Here is a 26,927-nt window from a genome sequence, read left to right on the forward strand (position 1 = left end):
CTTCGGTTCAAATCTCGAGGTCGTCCCATGACGCGCGCAAACGTTCGCGCAGATGCAGCACCGCATAACGTTTGCGCGCGAGCAGCGTGTTCACGCCCACCCCGCTCGCGGCGGCCAGCTCCTTGAAACTGCGCCCGTCCAGTTCGTGCGCGATGAACACCTCACGCTGACTGGCGGGCAATTCGTCGAGCGCGGCGCGCAGTGCGTCGAGCATCGCTGCGCGTTCGTAAGCGGCCTCAGGGCCGGCGTCGGGCGAGGGCAGCGCGAGGTCGAGGCGATACTCGCTTTCGCCCTCTTGCGGCTCGACGAGCGGCACTTCCTTGCGTTTGCGAAACCGGTCGACGATGCGATTTCGCGCCACGCGAAAGAGCCACGCGCCAACCTGCTCGATGGGCTCAGGCAGCCGCCACGCCTGAACCAGTTCTTCGAACACGTCCTGAAGAATGTCGTCGGCTTCGTCCTGGTCGATCACGCGGCGGCGGATGAAATTGCGCAGCCTGGGGCGCTCGCGGGCGACGGTGTCGGCGATTTCGCGGTCCTGCGTACTCGGCGGGCTGGGGGTGGGCGGCGGTTCCATACCCGTGTAGACGATCGGGAAATAGAAATATTGTGGCGCGTAATCGCGGGTTTTATGTGGCATGGATATTTCGTTAAACAAGACCCGAGATAGCCGCATATTTATTGACATCTGTCACTATATTTCGGTCACAATGCAGCATCGAACAAAACCAACAAATTCACACGCTATCGGTCATGCACCTTCACGAGCCTGGCAGCGGTACTGCGTCTAAAACGCTGGAACTGCTCGCGGACCCCGGGCAGTTGCCCCTCGAAACGCCGCTGCCATTGGCGGTGTTTCACCATGATGGAACGATGCTGCTGCCGCAAGGCGGGATGCTGAACGGCGAGCAGCGCGACTTCCTCTTCGCGCACTTCCAGCCTTATCGCAACACGGCAGACGAGGCGAGTCTAGCGAGCACGCAAGACAGCCTGGCCGACCGTGGCGAGCGTGGCAAAGGGCCGTTGACGCTGGACGACATGAATCTCGCCATTGGCGCGCTGCTAGGCATACGCAGCCAGGCGGGCATGGGGCGCGAGATGCTGCCGTGCCGGCTGATCGGTTTCCGGCCCGGCGGCGCGATGTTCGTCACGCCGCCCGCCGCGGCCAAACCCGCGTGGGAGCCGTTTCAGGGCGAACAGGTCGAGATCGTTGCGATCGCAACACAAGCCGTGTTCTGGCTCGTCTGCACCGTCGAGGCGGTCTGCACGCATCCGTTCCGCTATCTCGTGCTCTCCGAACCGGGCACGATACGCCGGCTGCGCGAACGCCGGGCCGTGCGCGTGCGCACGCAACTCGCGGTGCGCTATGGCGTGGACCTGACGGGCTCGGAACTGGACCGGCTCGGCATTGGCTGCGATATCAGCGTGCTGGGGATGTCGCTCGCCGCCGGGCGCAAGATCGGCGAGGTCGGCGAGCGCATATGCGTGGTGTTTCCGATCGAAGCGGGGAACGTCGGGGCGACGTTCCAGGCCGTCGCCGTGATTCGCAATCTGCGCGCCGATAACCCGCAGGCAGGACTCACCCTGCACGGACTCGAATTCGACACGCTTTCTCCCGAGAGCCAGGTCGCGCTCAAGACGTTCGTGTTCGATCGGCAGGACGCCGTGTCTTACTGGGCCGGCATGCCGACCTGAACCGGGCGCGCTCAATGCAATGACCGGTTGTTCGAACTCGAAGGCATGGGTGTGAACGTGCAATTCGGGTCCTTGTGCGCCGCGTCTTTGCAGCAGTCCAGCAAGGCCTTGACCGACGCGAGATTTGCCTTGTCCCATTGTTCATTGCTCATGGCGTTGTCGGTCGGCATCCAGTGGTCCCATGGATAGCTGTTGGCGAGCCGGTCGTTGCCAGGCGCTTTCTGATTGCCCACAGAGAGCCCGAGAAAGGCGGTGCAGCTCTGCTCGCTGCCGATGCGGTGACAGCCAATGCAGGTGTTGCCCGGTGTGCTCATCGTCATGAGGTGAAACGACGAGAAAGCCTGCCCGATGCTCGAATACTTACCCCATGGGTCGGTGGGCACCTTGTCCCACACTTGCCCGATATACGGGCTGAAGATGAAGGGGCCTGCGTCGTGGCATTGGAGGCAGGTGGGCTTTTCGGAGGCGACCACTGCGGGTGTCGCCCAGAATTCGACTGCGGAGGTGTGTCCTGCAGGTGGCTTTCTCTCGTTCGGCGGCGGCACGCGGGTCGCCACGAATCCACCACTCGCGGACACGCTGGCTTGCGATTTCGGTTGTGGCTTCGCCTCGAACCAGCAGGTCTTGCCGTTGCCTGAGTGATGCATCACGACGACTACGCCGTCATAGTGCGGGTCGTTATCGGGGCGCAGCGCATCGCGACGGCAGTACGCGGAAATTTGCGTGTTCCCGCGCGACAGATTCAGGACCTTCGAAAACGGGATGCATTGACCTTTTGCTTCCGAAGTTGGACTCAGCAATGAAGGCTTGTCGCATCGCGTCGGGGACTCGTTTGGCCCGGGCGGCTTTCCATCGATCGTAATGGGAATATCCGTTCCGTCATTGCAGTTGAACGGCGGGATTTCGCCAATTTCCTTCACGCACTGATCGGCGTATTCGAGCAAGGTCTGCTCATGCGTAAAAGCGGCAAGCGGCACGGCGAAGAGGAAGCACAGAGCGAACAGGCGGACGCGGACAGACATGGTCATCCTCCGCTTTTCATCTGCATTTGCGCGACTTTGCGAATCGCCTCGCGATACTTCACGTAGCCTGTGCATCGGCACAGGTTTCCGCCCACCCAGGTGTCGATTTCCGTTTCTAGCTGGTCTCCGCTGATGCGGTACGCCTTCACATGTTCGAGCATGGCGGTCGCGGCCATCAGAAAGCCGGGCGTGCAGTAGCCGCACTGAAACGCGAAAGATTCGAGGAAAGTCTGCTGCAGCGGCGAAAGCCTGTCGCCGTCCGCGAGGCTCTCCACGGTAAAGATATATTGATTCGCGACAGCGCTTACTGGTGTGACGCACGCCAGAGTCTTCTCCATCAGCGTGTCCTGGCTGCTGCGCAGGCCCACGGTGCACGCACGGCACGCGCCAATGCCGCAGCACACCTTGGTCCCTGTCAGGTCCAGGCGTTCGTGAAGGAATTCGGCGAGGCTCATGTCGGTATCGGCGGCCGGTACCGTCACGGCGCGTCCGTTCACGTGAATCTTGACGTCGGCTTCGCTCACTGCAGGGCCTCGCGTATCTTGTCGGGCGTGACGGGGGTTTCCCTGAAGCGATGCCCGGTTGCCATGGCCAGCGCATTCAGCAGTGCCGGCGCAATGGGGCACATCACGGCCTCGCCGATGCCGCGCGCACTGTGATGGTCCCCTTCCGGCGGCGGCAGCGCGATCAGTTCCTGCCGCGGGACGTCGGTCATGCGCGTGATGAGGTAGCGGTCGAGATTCCACGTGCCGTCGCCGGGGCCGTGATTGCCCAGCGGACACGCTTCGCTCAGCACATTGCTCATCGCCATGGCCACCGCGCCTTGCGACTGGCCTTGCACGATTTCAGGACAGATCAGGCGGCCGGCGCTGAGTGTCGTGACGACCTCTTCGACCTTTACGTGGCCGCTTTCGGGGTTCACGGACACCGCGACGAGCGCTGCCGAAGGCGCATAGTTCGTGCGCCCGAAATTGAACGTATCGCGTGGCGGCAGCAACTTGCCGTGAGGCAAGCCCTCGAGATGGTGCGTATCGGGGCCAACGGCTATGAAGTCGCAGTCCATCTCGACGGCGCCCGAGGCGAACGTGTACCGGCTTCTCCAGAATCCGCCGGCATAGGTCACATGGGCGGCGGCCACGGTAGGCAACTGCTGGCGGTTGATCTCGTCGAGCAACGCGGGCCAGCTGATTGCCGGGTGACCGGCCGCGGTCAGCTTGCCATTTGTCCACGTGAGGTCATGCCGCTCGATGTGCGGGCTGTTCCATATTGCGCGTGCGGCAGGCAGCACGCTTTGCAGCATCAACACCATCGCGGCGCGATCTACGGCCTGAAAGTGATGGAACGCACCGAGGCAGGCGCTCGAAGAACCGAAGGGGGCCGAGATCGCTTTGCTTCCGGTGGCATCCAGGATGCCCAGCTTTGTGTAATCGAAACCCGGTATCTGAAACGCCTCGACTTCGTTCATGGTGATTTTCTGCGCGTTCTGCCCAAGGCACGCCGCAGGAGCCAGGGCCAACGTCGTCGCCGCGCCATTGCCCATGTCCGTGTAATGCGTGAGCACATGCAGGCCCGCGTTCGGCTGAATCTGCACCATCGCGAATACGGCGTCTTTGCCGGTACCGTAGGCCTGGTTCGACATGGCGAGCCCAACGCCATACCGTAAGCCGAGCGCGTGGCGTTGCGCGCGCACGCTTTCCCTGTTGCGCCATAACTCGTGGGCCTCAAGCTGGTTCAGCAGCTCGGCGAGTTGCAGACGGAACAGAATGGGTGCGCCAGTGAGCGTTTTGCCGTGCTGCTTGCGGAGCAGGTTAGTGCGTCGGATGTCGAATGGACTTTTGTGCAGCGCCTGGGCGGCCTCGTCCATGAGCGTTTCGATGGCGAGGTAAGCCTGAGGACCGCCGAAGCCGCGCTGCGAGCCGCCGAACAACGCGGGCGTATAACTCACGGAGCTTTGCGCAATGGCGCGCGGAATGTCGTAGCAACTCATGGCGCTCATGGCAGCAAGGTCGCCAACGGGGCCTGTGAGATTTTCCTTGGCGCCGCCATTGAAGCTGAAGGAACTGACGAGCGCCTGGAGCTTGCCGCTCTCGTCGAGCCAGATGGACTCCGTGAAATCCGTCTTCGCGCGTTTCAATCCGACCTGGAATTGTTCATAGCGCGATTGCTGCCAGCGCAACGCCCCCTTCGCGAAGGGCGCGGCGAGCGCGAGATAAACGGGAAAATACGATTCGTCGCGGCCGCCGAATCCGCCGCCTGGGTAGCAACTGATCACGTGAACGTGCTTGACGTTGATATTGCTGTCCTTGAACAACTTACATGCGGATATGCAGTCGCCGCGCGGCGATTGTGTGCCGAGCACCAGGTTCAGACAACCGGAATCCGCCTGAAACCACGCGAGTCCCGACTCCGGTTCCATGAAGACGGGATCGATTGCGGGCGTTCTGAAGGCGCCATCGAACTGGTGCCAGGCCTTGCTGTCGACCCTGGCGCTGGCCAGATCGTAAATTTCTTTACTTGCGCTGTCGCGTGCCTTGGTGAACTTCTCAAAGGGGAGGCTGCTACGCTGGAGGTTCGAAAACGACCTCGCGTCGTCGCGCACATAAACCTTGGACGCGGACGGATACAAAGTGGTGATGGCGCTTTCCGGTACCGTTGCGCCGTAACGGATCACGGACTCGTTGAAATCGAGCAGTTTCTTTGCGCGGCGATACGTATCGAAGTCTTCGAAGATCAACAAGGCGACGGGCTGGCCGTAGCAATTGGCAGGTTTGCCCTTCTGCGCGAAAAGATAGATATCCTGGCTAGCGACCGGATCCTTTTCGACCGCGAGATAGATGCGATTGTCATTCAACGTCTGGTTGGATACCACGGCGATCGGGCGAAGATTGCGCGGCAATACGCTCAGATCGAAGCCTTCGAAATTCTTGTCGACGCAATTGCATCTCAGCGCATATAGCCAGTTTTCTTCTTTCGGCCAGCCTTCGAAGTCGCGCGCCTTGTAATCACGCGCGTAGATCTTCGCACCCGTGACCTTGCTCACGCCCTCGATGCGCCAGCGCGCCTTGCCGGGCTCCGGCGCCCAGTCGGGTGTGCCGTTCGGCGGCGGTAGTGCGGAGTGGGCGCGCGTCGCGCCTGGTACGGTTGGGCTGGCGGCCGTGAACGCGGTGATGGAACTGACTGACATCGTGACCGCGCCGCTCCCCATGGCCTTGAGGAATGTCCGGCGAGTGATCGGAACATCGCAAGCCATGTGCGTCTCCAGGCGAGACCCGCAGCGCGATCTGCATTATTTCATGTCGCGCGCTACGCGAAATCCATTGGCTTCGTAGCGAACGCTGCTGTCGTATTTGAAGCGCGTGGCGGCGAGCATATAGCCCGCGCCGTCACGCCACGATCCGCCGCGAATCACGCGCGTCTGGCAGTTGGGCTCGTCCCACGAGTGGCCATCGTTCGGCGCGTTCTTGTACGAGTTGTGCCAGCAGTCGCTGACCCATTCCCAAACGCCGCCGGCCATGTCGTAGAAGCCAAACGCATTGGCCGGGAACGAGCCGACGTCGTCGGGCGCCTCGACGTGCCACGGCGGGCCACAGTCCTTGCAGTTCGCCGTGCCCTTGCGCATGTCGTTGCCCCACCAGTAGCGCGTTTCGGTGCCGGCGCGCGCGGCATATTCCCATTCCGCTTCCGTCGGCAGGCGGTAGGGCTTGCCGCTGATCTTCGAAAGCCATTTCACGTACTGCTGCGCGTCGTCCCAGCTCAGGTCGCGCACGGGGGCGTTCGGCGAGGCGTTGTTCTCGTTCGACAGGCGCGGGCAGGCGCTCGCGGCAATGCACGCGTTCCACTGCGCCACCGTCACCGCATACTTCGCGAGCGCGTAACTATGGCTGATCGTCACGTGGTGCGCGGGCCGCTCCGAGGCGTCGTCGGTGTCGATGCCCATGGTGAAGTTGCCGGGCGTCACCGCGACCAGCACCGGGCAAGCTGGGCAGTCCTGAATGTCGTGTGGACCCGGCTTCGAAATGGCCGGATTGCCCTTGGCAGCAACTGCCGCCGCAGCTGCAGCCGTTGCCGCGTTCGTCGCGGCGCCCGGCGGTGCGGAGGCGGGCGCTGCCGTGGTCTGCGCGGGTGGGGGCGGCGGTGTCTTTGCCTGAGGCGCTGGCGCGGGTGCCGGGGTGGGAGCGGCGGCCGCGGGGGTGTTAGCCGGGTGCGGGGTGGAAGCAGCGGGCGTGGCGGAGGCTGCAGCGGGTTTCGATGCCTCCGCACGCAAACGCGTCAGGCGGGCCTGCGCGAGCGGCGCGAAGCGTCCGTTCGGATAGGCCTTCAGATACGCCTCATAGTCGCTCGCGTATTGACTGTCCTTGATCGAATTCCAGAACGTGATTTCGTATTCCTGGGAGGTGTCTTTCGGCATCAGGCCAACGCGCACGATCGCGACGCCATAGCGTTGCCGCGCTGCGCCGGCCGCGGTGAGGCGCTCATGTCCGGCGTGGGCGCTTGCGTACCGGCCAGGAGCTTGCGGCTCGAGACGCGGCTGCTCGCGTGCCGGAGCCGAACGGTCATGCGCTGCCGGCGCGGCCGAACGTAGCGTCGAAGTCAGGCCTAGCGAGATCAAGAGGCACACAGGCAACACTAGCCGCCACATGTTCGTTCTCCCTATCAGGTGCCAACCCGGGTGCATACCCAGGCGTCATCGCCTTTCAATGCCGACGGTGCGCTACCCCGCTGCAGTCGCCAGCCGCGCTCGCATGAAACGCGGGCCGCCGCCGGCACAGGCACTGCCTGCGCACAACTACAAAATAGCACGCACGCCGCGCGATGCAGTAACTCGGTGGCACCCGCACGCGCGGCGCCGATTTATCTCCGTCCGCTTGAATCCGTCCTAAGCTGTAGAACACGCACCGAACTCCAAAGCGGCGCGCCGTCTGCCGAACAAGGAGCACGAAGATGCAACGAAGAGCAACCCTGTTGGCCCTGGCAGCGGCCGTTCTGATGCCGCGCCTCGCGTTTGCCGAGCGCACCCCGTCGCCGCCCGGCGCGGAGGTCTACATCATCTGGCCGCCCGACGGCGCGACGATTCCCACCGGCAAGTTCTGGGTGCGCATGGGCCTGCGCAACATGGGCGTTTGCCCCAAGGGGATCAACAAGGCGAACACGGGCCATCATCACTTGCTCATCGACACGGACCTGCCGCCGCTCGATCAGCCGATCCCGTCGGATCGCAATCATTTGCATTTCGGCGCGGGCGAAACGGAAGCCCGGGTCGAGCTTGCGCCGGGCAAGCACACGCTGCAGTTGCTGATGGGCGACTACAATCACGTGCCGCACGATCCTCCGGTCTACTCGAAGAAGATCACGGTCACGGTCAAGTAGCGAAGGACATCCGGCTTTAGCCGCAGCGCAAAAGAAGCGGGAGTGCACGCCATGAAGAGGTTCCTCGTTTTTGCTGCCAGCCTCGTGCTGTTCGCGGGCGGTGCGGCGCAAGCAGGCACGACGCCGGTCGACCCGAACGCGCACGTTTATATCGGCTGGCCCAACGACGGCCAGGTCATGCCGGCCGGGCGGCCATTTCGCGTCTGGTTCGGCCTGCGCAACATGGGCGTGGCGCCCGCGGAAGTCGAGTTTCCCAATACGGGCCACCACCACCTGCTCGTCGATACGGACTTGCCGCCGATGGATCAGCCCATTCCATCCGATCGCAATCACCTTCACTTCGGCGCCGGCCAGACCGAAACGATGCTGCAGTTGCCGCCAGGCAAACATACGCTGCAGCTGCTGATGGGCGACGCCCACCACGTGCCGCACAACCCGCCGGTGTACTCGAAGAAGATCACCATTTACGTTAAGTGATCCATACGAATCGACCGCGAATGTTGCGGGATGATTCGAACGTTTGCGACGCTTTCACGTTCCCCCAGCAAACAGTGTTCGTAGCGTGCCAACATAAGCCGATCGACGCGTTGGCGCGCGCCCATCACCACGCACGACGCGCACGCGCCACGCGCCGCGCGTGAGACTCCGGGAATTCCAGAACAGTCCTTATGCGACGGGCGATGCGCGCCGTGCGCACGCGCACTCGTGCATCTGGCACGCCTCATGCCTTGTTGGACCCGAGCCCGCAACCATGCAGCTCACAATCCCAACAGTGTTGCATCCATTCCTGGAGAACTGCCATGAGCAAGCTGATGATCGCCGACCTGAGCGTCGCGCAAGAACTCGACCGCCGTGAAATGAGCGCCGTGCGCGGCGGCCTGGGCCTGTGGCCCGTCTGCTACCCGACGATGCCGAGCGTGAAGGTCGACTCCACCAACTTCTCCGCATCGCAGTTGATCGGCCAGACGAACACCATCCTGTCCAACACGGGCAACGACGTGGCGTTCGTGAACAACCTCCACGCTTCGACTAACCCCGTGCAAACGGCTCACAACACGATCAACTTCTGATCGTGCTGCCAGCCGTGGAGGCTTACCCGCCTCCACGGCGCCGCCCTCCACCGCATCCGCTGCACACCGCTTCTTCGTCGCGTCCTTCGCCGCCTTTCCCTTAAGGAGTCGATCGTGAACACACTGCTCTCGCCGTCCGCCGCGCACGTATGTCGCGGCGCGTCGCGCTGGCTGACCCGCGTCGTCGGAGCGGCCGGGTTGTGTGCCGTGGCGCTGTGCGGCTGCACGGATCTGAGCACGCCTGCGTATCGGCGCCCGGACATGCCTGAGAAGGACGCCTGGGCGCATACGAGCCGCACGTTTTCCGCGGCCGATACGGTCAATCCGCAGTGGTGGACAGAGTTCGACGATCCCTACCTGAATACACTCATCGAAAAGGCGATTGCGGGCAATATCGATATCCGGGTGCTGGCGGCGCGCATTGGCGTAGCCGGCGCGCAGATCGGGGAAGTGCAGGCCGGTGCACTTCCCACGGTCGACGCGGGCGCGGGTATCGACTATGAGAAGAGCACGGGGCTAGCGCTCTCGAAGACCTATAACGTCGCCACTCAGGTCAACTGGGACATCGATATCTGGGGCAAAGTCCAAAAAAGCGTGCAGGCTCAAAAGGCCGAGTATCACGCTAGCGAAGCGGATTGGCGCGCAGGCTATTTGACGCTCGTTACGAAAGTGGCGAGCACTTATTTCCAGATCCTCCAGTTCGACGATCAGATCCGCGACGAGGAAGACACGCTCAGGCGGAACAAGCGGATTCTCACCATCTACCAGCAGATGTACGCAAACGGTGTCGCGCCCAAGACCGAGGTGCTGCGCCAGAGCGCGGAAGTCAATGGCGTCACGAACGAACTGCTCGAACTGCACCGCGAGCGCGATACCGCCGAAAACGCGCTTTCCACGCTGGTCGGCGTGCCCGCCGGCGAGTTCAAGATGCCGTCGGGCCAGTTGCGCGAGCGCGTGAAGTTGCCGGACGTGCCCATGGGCCTGCCCGCGCAGCTGCTGGGGCGCCGTCCCGATGTGGTGGCCGCGCAGTACCGCATTCTCGAATCATATGACGAAGTCGGTTCCGCGCGGCTCGCGCAATTGCCGACCATCAGTCTCACGGGCCGCGCCGGTACGGCCGCGTTCTCGCTCTCCGATCTATTCAAGGTGTTCACGCTGAGCTTCATGCCGAGCATCGACTTCCCGATGTTCGACCCCAGCGTGCATGCCCACATCAAGACGACCGAGGCCCAGAGCAAGGTCGCCGAAGAGCAGTATCGCCAGGTGGTGTTCACGGCGTTCGAAGAAGTCGAGAACGCGCTCGTGAACCTCGACGCGCATAAGAAGCAGCGCATCGAACTGCTGCAGCAGAACGAGCGGCTGCGCACCGTCGCGGCGCAGGTCGAGGCGCAGTTGAAGGAGGGGCTGGTGTCGCAGCTCGAAGTATTGGAGTCCGAACGTTCGCTCGCAAACGCAGAACAGTCGCTTTTGTCCAATCATGAACTGATCCTGAGCGACACCGTCACCCTCTACAAGGCAATCGGCGGCGGCTGGCCCGACGTCGATGTCGCCAGCGTGGCCTCGAATTCCGCTGTGTCGGCAGCACCCGTCAAGTGAGCGCGCTGGTCGCAGCGGGCCGCGTCAGTTGTTTGACTCCAGCCAACAGTCGCCTACACTTTTCTCACACCCCGATCGCCATGTACAAGGCGCGCGGCTCCACACGGAGAGTCAGTGCGCACGCGGCGCCTGCGCCACGCGCGTCCCGGCTCACAACTGCTGATCGCTGGCGGAATCATGGTGCCTGACGCCGCTTCCATTGCCGAGAGCCAGACATCGCTCGACCGAACGTTCGATATCGTGCTGCGGCCGATATCGCATGCAGAGCTGGGCGAGATCCGCATCGACAAGGATCTTTTCGCAGTCGGGCGGACCCAGCCGCCTTTTGCCGAGGCGAAGCCCGAGGTCGTGGTCGATGTCTCGCGCCGTCATGCGCGCATCTTCCGCGAGGGCGCGGCGGCCTACGTGGCCGACCTGGGCAGCAAGAACGGCACGGCGGTCAATGGCATCGAAGTCACCCAGAAGCCTCACGTTCTCAAAGACGGCGACGAACTCAGCTTTGCCGGCGCGCTCGCGTTTCGCGTGAGCTTCGCGCCGCGTACGGTGCGGGCGCCTGCGCGGGCGACCGTGGTGACGCTCACGCCGGTGCGCGCCGATCTGGGTTTGCAGCAGATCGTCGTGACGAGCTTTCCGTTCCTCGTCAGCAAGGCCGACGAGACCTTTTCGCAGTATCACGACGCGTATCCGCATCAGGTGAACTATTTGTCGCGCCGTCATGCGCACATCTACGCCGAAGACGATGCGATGTACGTCGAAGACCTGGGCAGCACCAACGGCACGTTCCTTGACGGACAGCGACTCGACGATCATGCGGTCAAGCTCGAAGACGGCCAGCGGATCGCCTTTGGCGGCGAGCACTTCGTCTACCGGGTTGGCCTCGAAAGCACGAGTGGAAGCGATGCCACCGTGACGGCGACGCGCGAGCGTCGCGCCTCGGTGCTCGCCGAAGATGCAGACCGCACGACGTTCATTGGCAGCGCGCACTCGTTTCTCGATATTTTCTGCACGCCGCCCGCGCCTGCCCAGGACGACGAAATCAATCCCGATGCGCCGCAACCCGCGCCGGAGCCGGGCCACGACGCGCGACGCCGGCGCGGCAGGATCGAGGTCTTCCTGAGTGAGTTGAGCGAAGCGCTGGGCGGCAGCGGAAAGATCAACATGGGCGCGTTCGCGCGCTGGGGCGGCGGCGCGATTGCCGTGATCGTCGCGCTCGTTGCGCTCACTTATTTCCAGGGTGCGCCGCAGCGCGACATGCAGGCGTTGCTCACGAGCGGACAGTTCGAAAGCGCGGCGCGCATGGCCGATCAATATCTCACGCGCCACCCGAACGACAGCACGTGGCGCGCGATGGGGACGGAAGCGCTCATCAAGGCCGACGTGCCCGACTGGGTCGCCGCGATCAACGCTCGCGCGTTCGACCGTGCGCGTGCCATCGTGGAGGACATGCGTACGCTCGCGCGCCACAACCCGGACGCCGCGTCGCTCGTGGAAAACATCGGCTGGATCGGCGCACTGCAATCGTTCGTGCAGGGACGGGGCGGCCCGCAGGCGCCGATCCGCATCTATCGCGACGAGGCGCCGATCCATGCGCTGACGAGCCGCTGGAACGACGACCCCGGCGAGCATCAGCGTGCATTCGACCGGATTTCGGCCTACGTGCCGGCGTTTGCCGCCGTGTATGCCGATTCGCTCAGCCACCTGCGCAAGCTGCAGAGCGACGACTCGGTGTATGTAGCCGCGCTCGAGCGCATCCAGCAGACAATCGACAGCGCACTCGCGAGCGACCGCTTCGACGCGCTCACCGCGATGCTGAGCGACTATGCGCAGCGTTATCCGCGCCTCGCAGGGCTCGATGCTGTGCGCGCCGACGTCGACCAGTATCAGCAGATCGACAGCGAGGCGCATGCGGGCCATGTGCAGGCCGTGCACGACCGCCTGGCCGCCGCTCACTTCGCCACGCCGCCGTTCGCGGCCCATGCGGGCGCGCTCGAAAAGCTTGCGCTAGCGGGAGGGCATGGTGAATCCGCGCCAGCTCATTGAGCGCCTGCGCAAGGCGCTCGGCATGCATGATGGGCATGCCGCGCCCGAACCGCCGCGGCCGCTCGGCGAGGCGCTGGGCGACCACAGCGAGGAAGGGGTGGCGATCCTCACCGCGCGTCCGTGGCGCCTCATCGAAGCGACGATCATCACGATGGTGGCGCTCGTGGTGTGCGGCCTCCTGTGGTCGTTCGTCGGCCGCGCCGACGTCATCGTGAGCGCGCAGGGCGCGCTTGCCCCGGAGTCCGAGGTGCGCCGCATCTACGCGCCCGTGGATGGGGAACTCGTGGATATCTACATCGCCGAAGGTCAGCCCGTGGAGAAGGACGACGTCATTGGCCGCATCAATGCACGCGGCGCGATCCAGGCGGCGACCAACGCGCTCGACGCGCGCCTGAAACTCGACGACGCCGAGCGCGACTGGAAGGCGTTCCCCGAAAAGAAGGCGCTCATGGAGCGCAAGGCCGAGGCACTCAAGGCGCAGATGGACGTGGAAACGCATCTGCATGAAACGCGCGTGGCGGAAGGCACGAGCAAGCTCCAGCAGGCCGAGAACGCCCAGCTCGACGAAGCGCGCGGCAATATCGACAACGCACGCCACGTGCGCGACCTCGCGAAGGAAGACCAGGACAAATACGAGCGGCTGTTCGCGCTGCCCGGCGGCGGCGGGGTCTCGCAAAGCCAGGTCGAGGAAAAGCGCAGCGCGTTCCTGCAGGCCGATAACAACTACCGGATCGCGCAGGCGCGGCTCAGCGAATTGCAGGCGCAAACGAGCCACGACTTCGCTCAGGCGAAGGCGCAGCTCGAAGGCAGTGCCGGGCAGCTCACGTCGCTGCGCATCGAATACGACGCGACGGAGCGCGAAATCGCCAATACCGAGGACAAGTTGCGCCTGCAGGTGCAAACCGCGCGCCTTGCCGCCGACGCCGCGGCGCGCATCCGCTTCGAGAACATCGACAAGGACAACTTCCTGCTCGTGCTCGCGCCGGTCTCGGGCGTGATCACGGACGTGACGACGACGCAGCCCGGCGACAAGATCCAGGCGAACACGCCGCTAGGCGGCATTGCGCCGGCCAACGCGCGCCCGGTCGTGAAGGTGGCGATTGCGGAGCAGGACCGCGCGTTCCTGCATGAAGGCTTGCCCGTGAAGCTGAAGTTCAACGCGTTTCCGTACCAGCGCTATGGCGTGGTGGACGGCACGCTCGAATATATTTCGCCAACCACGAAGCCGCAGGTGCAGACGAAGGAACCGGTTTACGAGGGTCGCGTGCGTCTCGCGCGCGATCATTTTTCGATTGGCGGCGCGACGTATCCGTTGCGCTACGGTATGACGGCAACCGCCGAAATCGTAGTGCGCGAGCGGCGCTTGATCGATTTCGCGCTGGACCCGTTCCGGCAGGTCGCTGGCTGAAGATATTCACCAGTTCAGATTTCGGGAATCGGAAATCAGGGGAACGCAATGACGACAATCGTACGGATCGACGACGAAGCGATCGACACGGAAGATTTCATCCGCGTGCTGAAACTCACGGGGCAGTTCGAGAGCCTGGTCGAGCAGCAGGTGCGCGACCGGCTCACGGTCATCGCCGCGAAGAAAATGGGCGTAAAGGTGGAGCCCGACGAAATCCAGCAACGCGCCGACCAGTTTCGCCGCGTGCGGGGGCTGCACCGCGCGGCGGACATGAATCGCTACCTGGACGTGTTCGGTATCAGCCTCGACGAATTCGAGCACTTCATTACCGACACGCTCTATCAGGAGAAGACCTTCAACCTGATCTGCAACGACGAGGCGGTCGAAAGCTACTTCAAGCTCAATTCGCCGAAATTCGACAGCATCGAAGTGAGCCACATCGTGGTGGACTCGGAAGGCAAGGCGCGCGAGGTCATGTCGATTCTCGAGGACGAGCCGCAAGCGTTCGGCGAAATGGCGCGTGAGCATTCGATTGCCGACACCAGCGAGCGCGGCGGCGTGATCGGCAAGGTATTGCGTGGGTCGTTGAAGACGGACATCGAGGCGAAGGTGTTCAACGCGCAGGTCGGCGACCTGCTCGGCCCGTTTCCCGCGCCGGACGGCTCGTTCTTCGAAATCTTTTGCGTGACGGCAAAGCATCCGGCGTCGCTCGAAGCGGACGTCTCGTCCGAGGTGCGGCGGCTATTGCGCGAAGAATGGCTCGCGGAGCGCGCACAAGAACATATCATCGACGCGCACTGAGCGCGCAGAGTCACGCAGATGGACACTCAGGCGCCCCTACCTGCCAGCGCGCCGTCGCTGGTGGATTTTCTCGCATCGGTCGAACCGCTCTCGCTCTTCTCGCGCGAGGAACTCGACCGTCTTGCCGCGCAGGTCGAAACGCACAACTACGCATTTGGCGACACGTTGTGCAAGCGCGGCGAGCCCGCAGCCGGACTCTATGTGATCCGCTCGGGCTCCGTGCGGATCATCGCCGAAGAGCGCGGCAAGGAAATGAGTCTTGGCGTGCGCAAGGAACGCGAAGTATTCGGCGAAATCGCCATGCTGCGCGACTACTGGCACGAAGTGTCGGTGCGCGCTTCCGCGAAAACCGAGGTGCTTTGCATCCCCCGCGCGGCGCTCGAGCCGTTGCTGGCTGCGAATCCGGCCGCGCAGTCGTTCGTGACGAGCTATGTCGCGATCAGCTCCGCGGGCGGCTTCGTCACGCGGCTGTTCGACCTGCGCGGCAAGCTTTCGCGCGCCGAGCTCGAAGAGTATGTGTCGAGCGTGGGCGTCAAGCGCGTGAGCGCGGGCAAGGAGATCATCCATCAGGGTGCCGGCGGTGACATGCGCCTGTATGTCGTGCGGCAGGGCGAGGTCAGTATCGCGCGCGAGGAAGACGGCAGCGTCTATCAGATCGCGACGCTCGGCGCGGGAGAGATCTTCGGCGAACGCGCTTGCCTGCTGCGCCAGAATCAGCCCGCGACCGTCACGGCGCTCACCGATGTACGGCTCCTGGTGATTCCCGAGAAGACTGTGCATTTCATGCTGGAGCGCAACCCGAAGCTGCGCGAGGTGCTGGAAGAGCGCGTGCGCTTCAACGAGCGCGAATTGCAGCGGCAGAAGAAGCTCGCCGAGCGCCGCAGCCGGCCCGTTGCCGTGGACAGCGGGGCGGATGCTGCATTTAGCGAACGCGTGGTCAAGCGCTTCGTGCTCATCGAGCAGGCCGAGGAGATGGATTGCGGCGCAGCGTGCCTCGCCATGATCTGCCGGCATTACGGCATACCCATGACGCTCGGCAAGCTGCGCGACCTCGCGAACGTGACGACGCAGGGCGCGACGCTGGACAGTCTCGCGCGCACCGGCGAGGCACTCGGCTTCACGACGCGCGGCGTGCAGTGCACGTTTGAGGCGCTGCAAGGGTTCGAACTGCCGTTCATCGCGCACTGGGAGGGCTACCACTATATCGTCGTGTACGGCGTGTCGAAGCAGTGGGTGAGGGTGGCCGACCCGGCGCTCGGCTTTCGCAAGCTGAGCGTCGAAGCGTTCGAGCGCGGCTGGAACGGCACGTGCCTGCTGTTCACCGAGGTCGAGACCACGGGCGCGCAGGCGGCGACGCGCTTGCCGTGGGTGCGCTTCATCGGCTACCTGCTGCCTTACCGGAAAATACTCGCCCACCTGTTTCTCGCGACCTTCGTGATCCAGTTGCTCGGCGTGGTGCCGCCTCTCATCATCCAGAACATTCTCGACAGCGTGATCGTCCACCAGAACGTGAGCCTGCTGCATCTCCTGATCGTGGGACTCATCATTTCGCACCTGTTTACGCAGCTCATGACGACGATACGCGCGCATTTGTCGAATTTCATGGTGCGCAGTCTCGACTTCGCGATGATGTCGCAGTTCTTCAAGCACACCATGTCGCTGCCGTTCTCGTTCTTCGCGCGCCGCAAAACAGGCGACATCTTCGCGCGCTTTCAGGAAAACCAGACGATACGCGCGTTTCTGACCGAATCGACGGTGACCACGGCGCTCAACCTGTTGATGATCTTCATCTACTTCACGATCATGTTCCTCTACAACGTGAAGCTGACGCTGCTGCTGATCGCGTTCGTGATTCCCATCATGGCGCTCACCGCCATTGCCACGCCGCGCATCAAGCGCTACGCGCGCGAGGTCTTTGCCGTGTCCACCGATGCGCGCTCCATGCTGATGGAGACGCTTGGCGGCGTCGAAACCGTGAAGGGCATGGGGATAGAAAGAGCGGTGCGCCTGAAGTGGGAGCGCAAGTACGCGAAGTCGCTCGAAGTGCAGTATCGTGCGCAGGCATTCAATATTCTCGTGGGTCTCGGCAGCCAGTTGCTCAACGCGGCGACCACGATCGTGATTCTCTGGGCGGGCGCCACGCTCGTGCTCGATCAGGAGTTGAGCATCGGCCAGCTCATTGCGTTCAATGCGTTCATGGGCAGCGTGCTCGCGCCGCTCATGGGCCTCGTCGGGCTCTGGAGCCTCATGAACGACGCGGCGGTCGCGATGGAACGGCTAGGCGATGTGCTCGACATCGAGCCCGAGCAGAAGCCCGCCGACCTCGGTTCGCGCGTGCTGCTTCCCGACCTGCAGGGCGACATCGAATTCAACGGCGTGTATTTCCGCTATGGCGGCAACGAAACGCCGTATGTGCTGGAGAACATCAGCTTCTCGGTGGGGCGCGGCCAGATGGTGGCGATCGTGGGGCGCAGCGGCTCCGGCAAGACGACGCTCGCGAAGCTGCTGGTGGGCTTCTACGCGCCGACCGAAGGCAAGATCAACGTGGACGGCTACGACATGAGCGCGATCGATCACGCGTACTTTCGCGCCCAGGTGGGCTACGTGATGCAGACGAACCTCGTGTTCTCCGGCACGATTGCCGAGAACATCGCGTGCGGCGATGCAACGCCGGACTGGCGGCGCATGGAGGAAGTGGCGCGCATGGCCGATGCGCACGCGTTCATCAGCAAGATGCCGCTCGGCTACGAGCAGGTGGTGGGCGAGCGCGGCATGGGCCTTTCGGGCGGGCAGATCCAGCGTCTTTGCATTGCGCGGGCGCTCTACCACGACCCGCGCCTGCTCGTGTTCGACGAAGCCACCTCGTCGCTCGACACGCAGTCGGAAAGCAACATCCTCTCGAACATGCACGACATACTCCAGGGCCGCACGGCGCTGATCATTGCGCACCGGTTGAGCACCATCATGCGGGCGGACAAGATCCTCGTGCTCTACGAAGGGGCGATCGTGGAGCAGGGGCGGCACGAGGAACTCGTCGAGCGCAAGGGCATGTATTACCAGCTCGTGCAAAAGCAGCTGGGGGCGTCATGAAACTCTTCGATCCGCACGGATTCGGCAGCTCCGTTGTGTCATATGCGGGGCTGCTCGAGAAGATCGAGATCCTGCGCTCGACGCTGCGCTGGGCGCCGCGGCTCGAACGCACCGATATCGAAAAGCTCTTGAACCAGTCGAACGCGCTGCGCGACGAAGTCATGCAACTCTCGCGCAAGGAGCGCTTCGTCGAAGCGGCGGCAGAGGCGCCCGAAGCGCTCGATGCGCTGGCAAGGCCGGATGCCCTCGCGCCCACAGCGCACCGGCGGCGCGAGGCGCTGATCGAGCGCAGCTTCATCTTCGAAGGCATATTCGGCGACAACCCGAAGCTGCTCGCAGCGCTGGAGATTGCGGAAAAGGCGGCGCCCACCGATCTGCCCGTGCTGATCGACGGCGAGAGCGGGACGGGCAAGGAGTTGATGGCGAAGGTGATCCACGCCAACGGTGCACGCGCCGACCGACCGTACATCTCAGTGAACTGCGGCGCGATACCCGAGAACCTGCTCGAATCAGAACTGTTTGGACATCGCAGAGGGGCATTCACGGGGGCGTCGAGCGATCGCAAAGGGAAGTTCGAAAGCGCGCATACGGGGACGATCTTTCTGGACGAGATCGGTGAGTTGCCGCTGCAGGGGCAGGTGAAGCTGCTGCGTGTGCTCGAATCGCACGAGATTCAGCGGGTGGGCTCCGATGAACCCATCGGGGTCGATACGCGCATCGTCGCCGCGACGAATCGCAACTTGCGCGAGCTCGCGGCGCAGGGGCAGTTTCGCGAGGACCTCTTTTATCGGTTGAGCGTGATTCATGTCACGCTGCCTGCGCTGCGAGAACGCAGCGACGAGATTCCGCTGTTGATTGCCTATTTCGGCGACGAGGCTGCTGCGCAGCTCAAGCGGCGGCCTATGAAGCTGACGCCCAAGTTGCGCGATTTTCTGCTTACGTATGCTTATCCGGGGAATATTCGCGAGCTGCGTAATCTCGTGTATCGGCTTTCGTGTCTTGCGGGTGAGACGGCCGATATCGAGCATCTGCCCGATGATATTCGGCCTAAGTCCGCTGCACTGGCTTTGCGGGTGGCGGAGGCCGAGGCGGCAGGCGCGCCTCTTTCACTGAGCGATGCCAAGCGTGCTGCTAGCGATGAGGCCGAGAGGGCGTTTCTCGAGCGCGGCTTGCAGGAGACCGGGGGTACGGTCGCGGAGCTGGCGCGGCGCTGTGATATGAATCGGTCGCACTTGCAGATGCTGCTCAAGAAGCATGGGATTCATTCCAAGGATTTTCGGCATGCCGAGAAGGTGAATCATGAGAAGGGGTCTTGATCTGGGTGCCTAGCGGTGCTTTTTGTCGTGGCTTTTGGCGCTTTTGGCCGTTCATGCCGGGAAGCCCTCTAACCTGGCTGATGCGGCGGGCAGGTTTTTCACTGTGCGATCTCCAGCCGGAAAGAGGCTCCCGAACAGTTCTCCCAGCATCATTGCGCCTCCGGCACCATGCCTGGCGGCAGGGGCATTGCAGCGTGGTTAGCGGCCGCGATGGCCGCGAGTGGCAATGGCGGAGGACTGCTGGCAGTCGCCTTCGACCCAGCCTTTGCGCTGCCGGTCAGAAAGATGCGCGCGGGCAATGAGAATGTCGGACCGGAACTTGCGTAGCATATGTCGTTACAGTCGAAGGTGAAGTTGCAATGCCAGATGGCAAAGCCGGTGGCCTGCCCTCGGAGGTGAAGCTGCCGCGGCAGTATTGGCCTACGCTCAAACATCCACGTAAGATGAGTATTGCGATGGAAGCAGACGTGGAGGTGGATCACACATGCACACGCACAGGTCATCGCTCAGTGCGCCTTCCCTGCCATCGGGTCTCCTCATTGACCCGCGCGGACCATCGCACACAATGTAACCTGTCGACTGTCATTCAGGAAACCATACTTTTGTCTCTCTCGTAGGTCTGCTCGCGCTCGCCAACCCTGTCGTTGCGATCGCCAACCCTGTCGTTGCGATCGCCACACACTACAGTGCCATCCGCCGTCGTCCTGTCGCCCTGCAGAATGTCGTACCGCCTGACCATGATGTGATTCCAGATTGATGGGGTCAATTGCGAGGCGTGCCAGGTCGTTACCGGGCCGGACACGTGAAGTCTCATAGACGCTTTCTCGTCAACCCGTGTTTCGAACAACCGAAAAACAGGCTCCGGTCTTCCCAGCCGTCGCAACAAGCTGGGGCGCACCATCGTGCATCGCGCCAATGGCCGCGCACGCCACTGCAAACCACGGCGCCGCCGTCCCGGCATGACCAACCATGTAGTCGATATCTGCCATCTTTGCGCCAATACCTGCCTTGACGACAGCTTTGACTACCGCATTGGCGCCGGCACCATGAAGTGCGCCCTGCCAGATCCGTTTTATCTCTGCGGGCTTGCTGCATCCCCATCGCAGGGTACGCGCAAGCGCGTCGTCTATGGCACAGTCATCTGTCCCGTTCGGCCGATGGAACATCGCGATCGGCGCGAGTGCGAATTTCTGGCATATCGCTTCCGGCGCAACGAGAAGCGCAACAACGACTTCTGCACTCCCGTCAAGAGGGAGCGCCTGACAAATTGCGTTCAGGTTCACGCAAACGACAAGCCGTGCCTCCTCGTCGAGCCTGCGGTTGACCCGGTCAAGCCACGCGTCGGCGTACATCAGGTCGGACGGCTCTGGCATGAATCTGACCTGAACCGGGCGGAGGTCCGACAACGTCCATTGCCTCTTCCAGATCGCCAGCGCTTCGTCTGTGTCTACAATGTCCGGCAGCATCACCTGAACTTTCAACCCCAAATCCGGTGGCAGCGAACGTATCGCTGCAGCAACCGTATCGGTCACCGTGCTGAATGCCCATGCGAGGACATACCAGCGGCGCTCGTCGTCGTTCCTGAAAGGGACTCCGTCCTTGTTCCTGTCCGGCTTTTCGAACCAGCGAGCATTGACCAGCGGCGCGTCCGGCTTAAGGGCAGTCTGCGGCTCGAGCTTGACGGATCCGTCAAGCAATTTGCCAAATTCGTCGTCCTTCGCCTCGCTAGCAAACCTGACGGTCGAAGCAAGAACTCCCAGCGGTCGGCTGGCCCGCTCAAATACATCGTTCACGTAGCTTTCGCGGGCGTCGTTCCACGCGATGGCGTCAAGCCGGCGCCCCTCGTAAACGCTATAGCGGCGCAAGACCACGAATGCGGCGATACCGAATGGATAGACCGACACGCAGGTCCAGAACCAGAGCGTCTGGGTCGGTTCGCCCTTTGGCCAGAGAAACAGCACGACGAAAACGCCGGCGATCACGATCAGAAAAAAGACAATGGTCCAGCGCAGGCGCGATGGTGCGTTATCGGGTACAGGCTCCTCAGGTGGCAAATGTGAAAAGTCGATGCCCATCGTCGCCCCCTTAGAAGCCATTGGGACGCGGGCGCAGGGAGCGGGAAATGACATCCCACAAGGCAACCGCTTCACCTTCGCTCATGGATGCCGCGTCGACTGGACTATCAGTAAAAGCGTTTGGCGAACCTGTCTGAAAATCGAGCGTCAGAAGTGGCGCCTCGACGCTACTCGTCATCGAATTCGCCTCAAGCGTCAGCGTGCTTCTTGGTACACCCCTATCCGACTTATCGGAGACGAGCCATTCCTCAGCGTCGATGCCAGGCAATGCGACTTTACCCTTCCGTATGGTTCCTCCTCCAATGGATTTCAGGCCGGCATCAATCTGATCGCCACGTTGCAGGAGCGTGTTGGGTTCCTGAATACTGGAATCGCTGTCGAATCCAATGCTCACGTCGCGATTCCCGATCAACACGTACTGCGCCCAGGCATATTCCTCGGCGCGCGCTTTCCCCGGTAGAAATGCACCGAGAAAGCATAGACCTTGCTCTGCGGGAATCTCATCCTCGGCCCGCCAACGTAGCCTTTTAACGATGTCGAAAATGAGGCGAGTTTTTTGGGGCACATCGTTCTTGACCGCCATCGCCTTGATTGACGGGGCGTCCGTTTGATCGGGATGAAGAAAGTCAATGCCCACGATACCCAGCTTGAAGCGGTAGCCGTGATCCCACTTGTACACCTCAAAAACGCGATTCGCGGGACCGTCGCTCACGTTCCCACGATATAGAAAGTAGTGCGTATCCGGACCATCCACCTGATCATCGGCGTAGAGGAAGGGATACGCGTCGATACTTTTGGTGCCACTGAGTTCAACTTTGCGCCCCGCGACCTCACCCAGATACTCTTCGTGCGTCATGGCCTTCGGCTCGATAATAACGCCCTGAACTTTCGCTCCGCCCGAGACGAGCGCGTCCATCGGCATATCAATCACATATCGGCCAATGCACCGGGGCTTGAGGTTCAGTGTCAGTTCATTCACTTTATGTTTCTCCTGTTCATTCAACGTGGCTGGCTGACGCCCACAGGCGGAAATGACCAGAATTGGAAGCACGAACAGCCATGCGCCCGCGCGAATATTCAACATTTATATTCCAGTAACGTTCCCTTGACGTTCCCGACAATTCGGGTAATCGCCCACAATGCGAAGAGTTGCTGGGGCCGGTTCTTGTATGCGCCCTCATGGTCAACATCCGGATAGGCCACGCAGGCCTGCACACCGGATTGCCCCGCAGGAGCCCGACCGGATCGGATCGGAACCGTGCCGTCTCCATTCTCCGCCGCATCCTGCAAAGCGAACTTCTCGCGTACGTGGTAAGGACCAGTCATGTTGTCAATATATTGCGTTCCCGTCCCATCATCGTTGAGCAATTTTCGGTCAAGCAGATCGGTTATCGGGTCATTCTGTTTGCCAAATGCGCCTTGCGGGCTCGCTGCTCTTTTCCAGACCACGTCCCCCCATGTCCTGTGCTTTTCATCATCACCATAAAACGCATAAGTAGCAGGATGAAACTTGCCGCGCATCGCCTCGTGAAATGGCTTGACCTTGGTGTTGATTAACTGCTGGTATCCCGTCCAGTCCGCATCGATGCTTGTCTTTTTCGGATCCAGCGGATTGATTAACGTATCATCGACCAATCCCCACCACTTCCCTCGTTGCAGATAGATTTGCTCATAGGGATCGGACTCGGGCAGGGTGAAGAGACTGGCTCCGTCCCGGATCTTGAGCCACCCCATGCCATACTCCACACTTGGCAGGAGCTGCAACGGGCCCGGTGCCTGCGCGAAGACGGCGGTCATGTTTGCACGATCTCCTCCTAGCGTCTCTCTCAACGAAAACTCCCCTTCGGTGCCGCTCGTGACCCGCTTGTACGCCGTTGCTGAACCCGTTGTCGGCATGACGCCATGAACAATTCCTAATACTTTGTCACGATGTCCATCGACTTCCGAGTAATGGCGTGCGACAAACCCCCCCATGGAGTGCGTGACGATAATCACTTTCTCACAAACCTTCCCCTGATCTTTATAGTAGTCGGTAATTTTTGCAATCTTGGCCGCAAGATATTTTGCCGAATCCGAGTTGGATTGGAGCCAGTTGTATCCGACCGCGTGAACTGGCATGTAATACATGTATGACAGCGCAACTTCATCATGTGAGAGCACACTGACGCCCGGTGCTTCAGCTACAAGTTCTTTCATGAGGGCCGCCCGGAACCCTCCCTTGCACTCATGCGCATCGTTCAGTGTATTCTCCAGGAAGGGAAGGAACGTTCCGTAACTCATCTTCGCCACGGTGCCCCAGCCTCGCCGATGCAGTTCCGCCGCACCTTGTGCGGTCCCCGTCGGAATTTCACCATCTTGGTAGACGTCGGTGTTTGCCGGATCGAGTTCCAACTTCCGTTTTTCTGGCCCGCGGAGAAACCAGTCAGCTCCAACGCTTCCTTTGCTATTGACCAGCCAGACCGGCTTATTTGCTTTCGGTCCTTTCACAGCCTTAAGGTTGGTTCCCATTACCCCCGGGACGAAGATCACGGGAATAGCCCGAGTAGGGACCATGTAGCACACAGCCGTACTGTCGTCAGGCCTTGACATGACGGATGAGTAGTGGACAGATCCGTCGTCCGATATGGTCGCGGGGATGATACGTTCAGTTGTGGCCATGTCCAGGTGTTCCCTTGTCAAAGCAAATGTTGGCATGCGGCGTTGTACGCGTGGTCAGGATCATGCTGACTCACCGTCAATCCGAAGGCGCACGTTTTCAGCAGCCAGCCCGCGCTGCAGGCTCGTCTTGCCCCAAGCATTCGTGCTTCCCTGGATAACGCTGCCGTCATCACGAATAATCGAAAACTTCTGGTTGTGCACAGGTTCATCGCTGAAGGGCCACTTCAACGTAAACTCTTCGTCGAAGGGCGCGTGCTTCCAGCTGTTGACGGTTTGCGCGAGTGAACTGGGCCCCTGCCGGCTGAAGGCCGCCGATTTGATGGTGCGGTTACCTTTCGTTCCGTCCTCGATACCAGTCGATGAAATCCGGACGTACGATCCACCGCATTTGAGAATGAGCTCTTCCTTTGCCTCGATAGTGACACGTCCATTGGCACTCCTGATCTGCAGGTTCCTGTCGGAAATCAAGTCCATGTCGTCGCTCTGTGCCTGGATTTCCACCTTCCCCTTACCCGCAATTAGTTTCAGCCCGAGTTTTTGGGCAAAGAGAGAGATCAGTTCCCCTGCCGCAACCGTAAACCGCTTTAGCACACCGATGTCGGCATTACCGCCGGCCGTCGTGATCAGGTTTCTCTGGGCACTAAACTGAAGGCTGTCACCCGACACCAGACCCATCCCATCTGGCGCGCTGAGCAGAACCCCAGCCTGCCTCAGATCTTTCAGCGTCCCGTCAAGAAGTTCTCGCTGACGCTCATAGTCGGCGGCAACCGCCTGTGCAGTCGTGGCAGCTTCGGATAGTGCCTCCATCTGCTGCATCGCCTGTTCCAGCAGGCCAACGGCTCGTTGCATGTTCAACTGCTGCCCGTTCGCGGCGGGCTGTGCCTCAGCGGAAATGAGCACCCCCTTCGCGCCGCGCACGGCGACGTGCTCATCGGAGCGCAACTCCGCACCTTTTCCCCGCTCCTTGCGATTGCCGTCGACCATATGCCCAAGATTGAGCTCGCTAGTCTGAAACGGCGTCGTCAGGTGAATATGCTCGACGCCTTCCTTGTCCTCCATGCGCATCTCATTCTGCGCAGCCGTGCGGATGAGATTGCGCGTATTGTTGAGATTGTTGACGAGATCCGGATGCAGGCTGTCATGCAGCGCTCCGATGATGATGGGCCGGTTTGGATCCGCGGCCGTAAATTCGAGCGCGACCTCGGCGGAATCGATCAACGGGAAGTGGTGACCGTAGTTGTCGCCGCTGTAGGGCTTGGCAAAGCGCACCGGCCGGCTCGTGCCACCCGGGCTCCATTCGTCCAGATCGAACGGCAGCTTGATGACGTACCAGCCTTCTTCCGTCAGATAGGCATATTTGTAGTTTCCGGGTGACGTGATCCGGGCCGGGAGCACGCCCCTGATTTCCGGTTTCGGGATCGTGTCCATGGATGTTCGCCAGACCCGATCCGAAGGAATCCCCTCGAACGTCACGCGGTACGATTTGTTGCGCCCACCGTGCGAGCGTACCGACGTGATGAAGATCCCGTGTTTCGCATCGACCTGAACCGGGTCGACCAGCACGACCTCCCCGGCTTCCAGCCAGAACGGATTGCCGGTGCCGATAAACGTCACCTGACCCGCGAGGTGAGCCTCGTGCCGCAGGCGGGCGATGCGCTGGCCTTCCCCCGGCGTCTCGTAGTGATCGCCCCAGTGATAGTCGACGGCGTTGGTGGTCTTGTCCCCGCGTGCCGTGTTCTCCTCGACCAGCAGCGAGACGTCGGCCTGGCGATGGTTGTAGTCGTGCAGGCGCACGGATTGTGGCACGCGCCGGGTACGCCGCCGCAGCGACTTGATCGAGTCGGCACCCACGCTCTCGAGGCCCGAATCACGACGATGCGGCACCGTACGCTGCTTGCGCGCGTACGCATCCAGATCGTCGCCGAACACCATCACCGCGTAATCCTTTTTCTGCTCCCACCGAAACCAGATGCCTTCTTCCGCACAGATGCGCTGGATAAACGCGAACGTCGTCTCGTGGTACTGGGTGATGTACTCGTGCCGCTTGTATGTACCGCGCAGGTTGAACCTGAAATCGACACCGGCCCGGTAACCGTAGTGCCGCAGCGTGTCGGTAATGATCTCTTCGACCGACTGCTTTTGGAACAGCCGGCTTGTCCTGCCACGGTTCAGGTCCGCCATCGCAGGCTCGAGCCTGACGCGGTAGCGCGTCTCGTCGGCGGAGGTCTCGTGCTCATCGAACTTCGTGATGATGCCGTGGACGGCCTGTGCGGGCGGCTTCTTGCTGAACTTTTCAGCGTTCTCGCCAAACATGCGTTGCAGGTGGCCCATGTTCGGGTCGACCGGATCGATGATGAACCGGGCTGGACGCCCGAGTACCTGATCCATCGGAAGACCCGCTATCGGGCTTGTGAATTCAATCTCGTACTCGTAGAGCTGGCTGATCCGGTCATGGCCAGAAAATTTCACGATCGAGAACGGCGCCGGATGCGGCGCCAGCTTCAATTCATAAGCCTGTAACGGCATGAGCCACGACATCGAAAATCTCCCGGATACGTCGCGAAAAAGGCGTTGGGACGCAAGAAGTACACTGAACGGAGCTGGCCAGCAATGCTCAATCGCCCGATCTTTGACCGGGCTCCCAGGAACAGCCAGATAAATCGTCAAGGATTGCCAGGTACAGGGGGGCTGTGCGAACCGTTCGCCGGTGTTCGCGCTGGCTCGCACGCCATCCGCGCGAGCCGGACGGAGGTCTGGCCGCGTGCGAACTGCAACGTGCAAAGAGCAAA

The 26,927-nt window shown here is 61.9% G+C and carries 18 protein-coding genes and 1 pseudogene; 10 read left to right on the plus strand and 9 right to left on the minus strand.

From position 1 onward, the window contains the following. Window positions 1-7: 7 nt before the first annotated feature. Window positions 8-577, minus strand: a complete 570-nt coding sequence (locus tag AB3X99_RS15490; RefSeq protein ID WP_342948367.1) for a sigma-70 family RNA polymerase sigma factor — start codon at window positions 575-577, stop codon at window positions 8-10. A 176-nt stretch (window positions 578-753) separates the two neighbouring features. On the opposite strand from AB3X99_RS15490, the gene AB3X99_RS15495 reads away from it, so the two are divergent. Then, window positions 754-1,695 (plus strand): flagellar brake protein, encoded by a 942-nt coding sequence (locus AB3X99_RS15495; protein ID WP_342948262.1) that lies wholly within the window; start codon window positions 754-756, stop codon window positions 1,693-1,695. Window positions 1,696-1,706: 11 nt separating this feature from the next. Here AB3X99_RS15495 and AB3X99_RS15500 read toward each other — a convergent pair whose 3' ends face one another. The 4 genes and pseudogenes from AB3X99_RS15500 to AB3X99_RS15515 all read right to left on the minus strand — a co-directional run. Further along, window positions 1,707-2,792: a hypothetical protein gene (locus AB3X99_RS15500; RefSeq protein WP_368617419.1), complete on the minus strand. Its 1,086-nt coding sequence runs from the start codon at window positions 2,790-2,792 to the stop codon at window positions 1,707-1,709. Beyond that, window positions 2,720-3,241 (minus strand): (2Fe-2S)-binding protein, encoded by a 522-nt coding sequence (locus tag AB3X99_RS15505; RefSeq protein WP_069262265.1) that lies wholly within the window; start codon window positions 3,239-3,241, stop codon window positions 2,720-2,722. The genes AB3X99_RS15500 and AB3X99_RS15505 overlap by 73 nt, the downstream gene beginning before the upstream one ends. After that, entirely contained in the window at window positions 3,238-5,967 is a 2,730-nt protein-coding gene (locus AB3X99_RS15510; protein WP_368617420.1) for a xanthine dehydrogenase family protein molybdopterin-binding subunit, read from the minus strand. Before AB3X99_RS15510 ends, AB3X99_RS15505 begins: the two co-directional genes overlap by 4 nt. A gap of 36 nt (window positions 5,968-6,003) precedes the next feature. Further along, window positions 6,004-7,131 (minus strand): annotated as a pseudogene (locus AB3X99_RS15515) (formylglycine-generating enzyme family protein); the annotation flags it as partial. Window positions 7,132-7,658: 527 nt separating this feature from the next. On the opposite strand from AB3X99_RS15515, the gene AB3X99_RS15520 reads away from it, so the two are divergent. From AB3X99_RS15520 to AB3X99_RS15560, 9 genes are all read left to right on the plus strand, one after another. Beyond that, entirely contained in the window at window positions 7,659-8,084 is a 426-nt protein-coding gene (locus AB3X99_RS15520) for a DUF4399 domain-containing protein (protein WP_069262263.1), read from the plus strand. A gap of 51 nt (window positions 8,085-8,135) precedes the next feature. After that, window positions 8,136-8,561 (plus strand): DUF4399 domain-containing protein, encoded by a 426-nt coding sequence (locus tag AB3X99_RS15525; RefSeq protein ID WP_368617421.1) that lies wholly within the window; start codon window positions 8,136-8,138, stop codon window positions 8,559-8,561. 323 nt (window positions 8,562-8,884) lie between these two features. Continuing rightward, window positions 8,885-9,154: a hypothetical protein gene (locus AB3X99_RS15530; RefSeq protein ID WP_069262261.1), complete on the plus strand. Its 270-nt coding sequence runs from the start codon at window positions 8,885-8,887 to the stop codon at window positions 9,152-9,154. Window positions 9,155-9,361: 207 nt separating this feature from the next. After that, complete coding sequence (locus AB3X99_RS15535) at window positions 9,362-10,750, plus strand: efflux transporter outer membrane subunit (RefSeq protein WP_368617585.1); 1,389 nt, start codon at window positions 9,362-9,364, stop codon at window positions 10,748-10,750. A gap of 114 nt (window positions 10,751-10,864) precedes the next feature. After that, on the plus strand, window positions 10,865-12,790 hold the full coding sequence (locus AB3X99_RS15540; RefSeq protein ID WP_368617422.1) for an FHA domain-containing protein: 1,926 nt from the start codon (window positions 10,865-10,867) through the stop codon (window positions 12,788-12,790). A gap of 22 nt (window positions 12,791-12,812) precedes the next feature. Next, complete coding sequence (locus AB3X99_RS15545) at window positions 12,813-14,198, plus strand: HlyD family efflux transporter periplasmic adaptor subunit (protein WP_342948363.1); 1,386 nt, start codon at window positions 12,813-12,815, stop codon at window positions 14,196-14,198. Between the two features lie 48 nt (window positions 14,199-14,246). After that, window positions 14,247-14,999 (plus strand): peptidylprolyl isomerase, encoded by a 753-nt coding sequence (locus AB3X99_RS15550; RefSeq protein WP_069262259.1) that lies wholly within the window; start codon window positions 14,247-14,249, stop codon window positions 14,997-14,999. 18 nt (window positions 15,000-15,017) lie between these two features. Further along, entirely contained in the window at window positions 15,018-18,089 is a 3,072-nt protein-coding gene (locus AB3X99_RS15555) for a peptidase domain-containing ABC transporter (protein ID WP_368617423.1), read from the plus strand. Next, entirely contained in the window at window positions 18,086-19,405 is a 1,320-nt protein-coding gene (locus AB3X99_RS15560; RefSeq protein WP_069262257.1) for a sigma-54-dependent Fis family transcriptional regulator, read from the plus strand. Before AB3X99_RS15555 ends, AB3X99_RS15560 begins: the two co-directional genes overlap by 4 nt. Window positions 19,406-20,232: 827 nt before the next feature. On the opposite strand, the gene AB3X99_RS15565 is transcribed toward AB3X99_RS15560, so the two are convergent. From AB3X99_RS15565 to AB3X99_RS15580, 4 genes are all read right to left on the minus strand, one after another. After that, window positions 20,233-21,480 carry a hypothetical protein gene (locus AB3X99_RS15565; RefSeq protein WP_368617424.1) on the minus strand — a complete coding sequence of 416 codons (1,248 nt, stop codon included), beginning with the start codon at window positions 21,478-21,480 and terminating at the stop codon, window positions 20,233-20,235. A 10-nt stretch (window positions 21,481-21,490) separates the two neighbouring features. After that, complete coding sequence (locus AB3X99_RS15570) at window positions 21,491-22,564, minus strand: T6SS immunity protein Tli4 family protein (protein WP_368617425.1); 1,074 nt, start codon at window positions 22,562-22,564, stop codon at window positions 21,491-21,493. Next, entirely contained in the window at window positions 22,558-23,988 is a 1,431-nt protein-coding gene (locus AB3X99_RS15575) for a hypothetical protein (RefSeq protein WP_368617426.1), read from the minus strand. Before AB3X99_RS15575 ends, AB3X99_RS15570 begins: the two co-directional genes overlap by 7 nt. Before the next feature lie 210 nt (window positions 23,989-24,198). After that, window positions 24,199-26,676 carry a type VI secretion system Vgr family protein gene (locus AB3X99_RS15580; RefSeq protein WP_368617427.1) on the minus strand — a complete coding sequence of 826 codons (2,478 nt, stop codon included), beginning with the start codon at window positions 26,674-26,676 and terminating at the stop codon, window positions 24,199-24,201. Window positions 26,677-26,927 lie beyond the last annotated feature (251 nt).

This window comes from Paraburkholderia sp. BR10882 (genome assembly GCF_040948855.1).
GTDB classification, from domain to species: Bacteria; Pseudomonadota; Gammaproteobacteria; order Burkholderiales; family Burkholderiaceae; genus Paraburkholderia; species Paraburkholderia nodosa_A.

What these genes read in the sequence shown, in the direction of transcription:
- AB3X99_RS15495 (WP_342948262.1), top strand. Translation starts at nt 754, where the DNA reads ATGCACCTTCACGAGCCTGGCAGCGGTACTGCGTCTAAAACGCTGGAA.
- AB3X99_RS15530 (WP_069262261.1), top strand. Translation starts at nt 8,885, where the DNA reads ATGAGCAAGCTGATGATCGCCGACCTGAGCGTCGCGCAAGAACTCGAC.
- AB3X99_RS15510 (WP_368617420.1), bottom strand. Translation starts at nt 5,967, where the DNA reads ATGGCTTGCGATGTTCCGATCACTCGCCGGACATTCCTCAAGGCCATG.
- AB3X99_RS15560 (WP_069262257.1), top strand. Translation starts at nt 18,086, where the DNA reads ATGAAACTCTTCGATCCGCACGGATTCGGCAGCTCCGTTGTGTCATAT.
- AB3X99_RS15580 (WP_368617427.1), bottom strand. Translation starts at nt 26,676, where the DNA reads ATGTCGTGGCTCATGCCGTTACAGGCTTATGAATTGAAGCTGGCGCCG.
- AB3X99_RS15545 (WP_342948363.1), top strand. Translation starts at nt 12,813, where the DNA reads ATGCATGATGGGCATGCCGCGCCCGAACCGCCGCGGCCGCTCGGCGAG.
- AB3X99_RS15490 (WP_342948367.1), bottom strand. Translation starts at nt 577, where the DNA reads ATGGAACCGCCGCCCACCCCCAGCCCGCCGAGTACGCAGGACCGCGAA.
- AB3X99_RS15550 (WP_069262259.1), top strand. Translation starts at nt 14,247, where the DNA reads ATGACGACAATCGTACGGATCGACGACGAAGCGATCGACACGGAAGAT.
- AB3X99_RS15575 (WP_368617426.1), bottom strand. Translation starts at nt 23,988, where the DNA reads ATGGGAACCAACCTTAAGGCTGTGAAAGGACCGAAAGCAAATAAGCCG.
- AB3X99_RS15565 (WP_368617424.1), bottom strand. Translation starts at nt 21,480, where the DNA reads ATGGGCATCGACTTTTCACATTTGCCACCTGAGGAGCCTGTACCCGAT.
- AB3X99_RS15555 (WP_368617423.1), top strand. Translation starts at nt 15,018, where the DNA reads ATGGACACTCAGGCGCCCCTACCTGCCAGCGCGCCGTCGCTGGTGGAT.
- AB3X99_RS15520 (WP_069262263.1), top strand. Translation starts at nt 7,659, where the DNA reads ATGCAACGAAGAGCAACCCTGTTGGCCCTGGCAGCGGCCGTTCTGATG.
- AB3X99_RS15570 (WP_368617425.1), bottom strand. Translation starts at nt 22,564, where the DNA reads ATGTTGAATATTCGCGCGGGCGCATGGCTGTTCGTGCTTCCAATTCTG.
- AB3X99_RS15500 (WP_368617419.1), bottom strand. Translation starts at nt 2,792, where the DNA reads ATGCACAGGCTACGTGAAGTATCGCGAGGCGATTCGCAAAGTCGCGCA.
- AB3X99_RS15525 (WP_368617421.1), top strand. Translation starts at nt 8,136, where the DNA reads ATGAAGAGGTTCCTCGTTTTTGCTGCCAGCCTCGTGCTGTTCGCGGGC.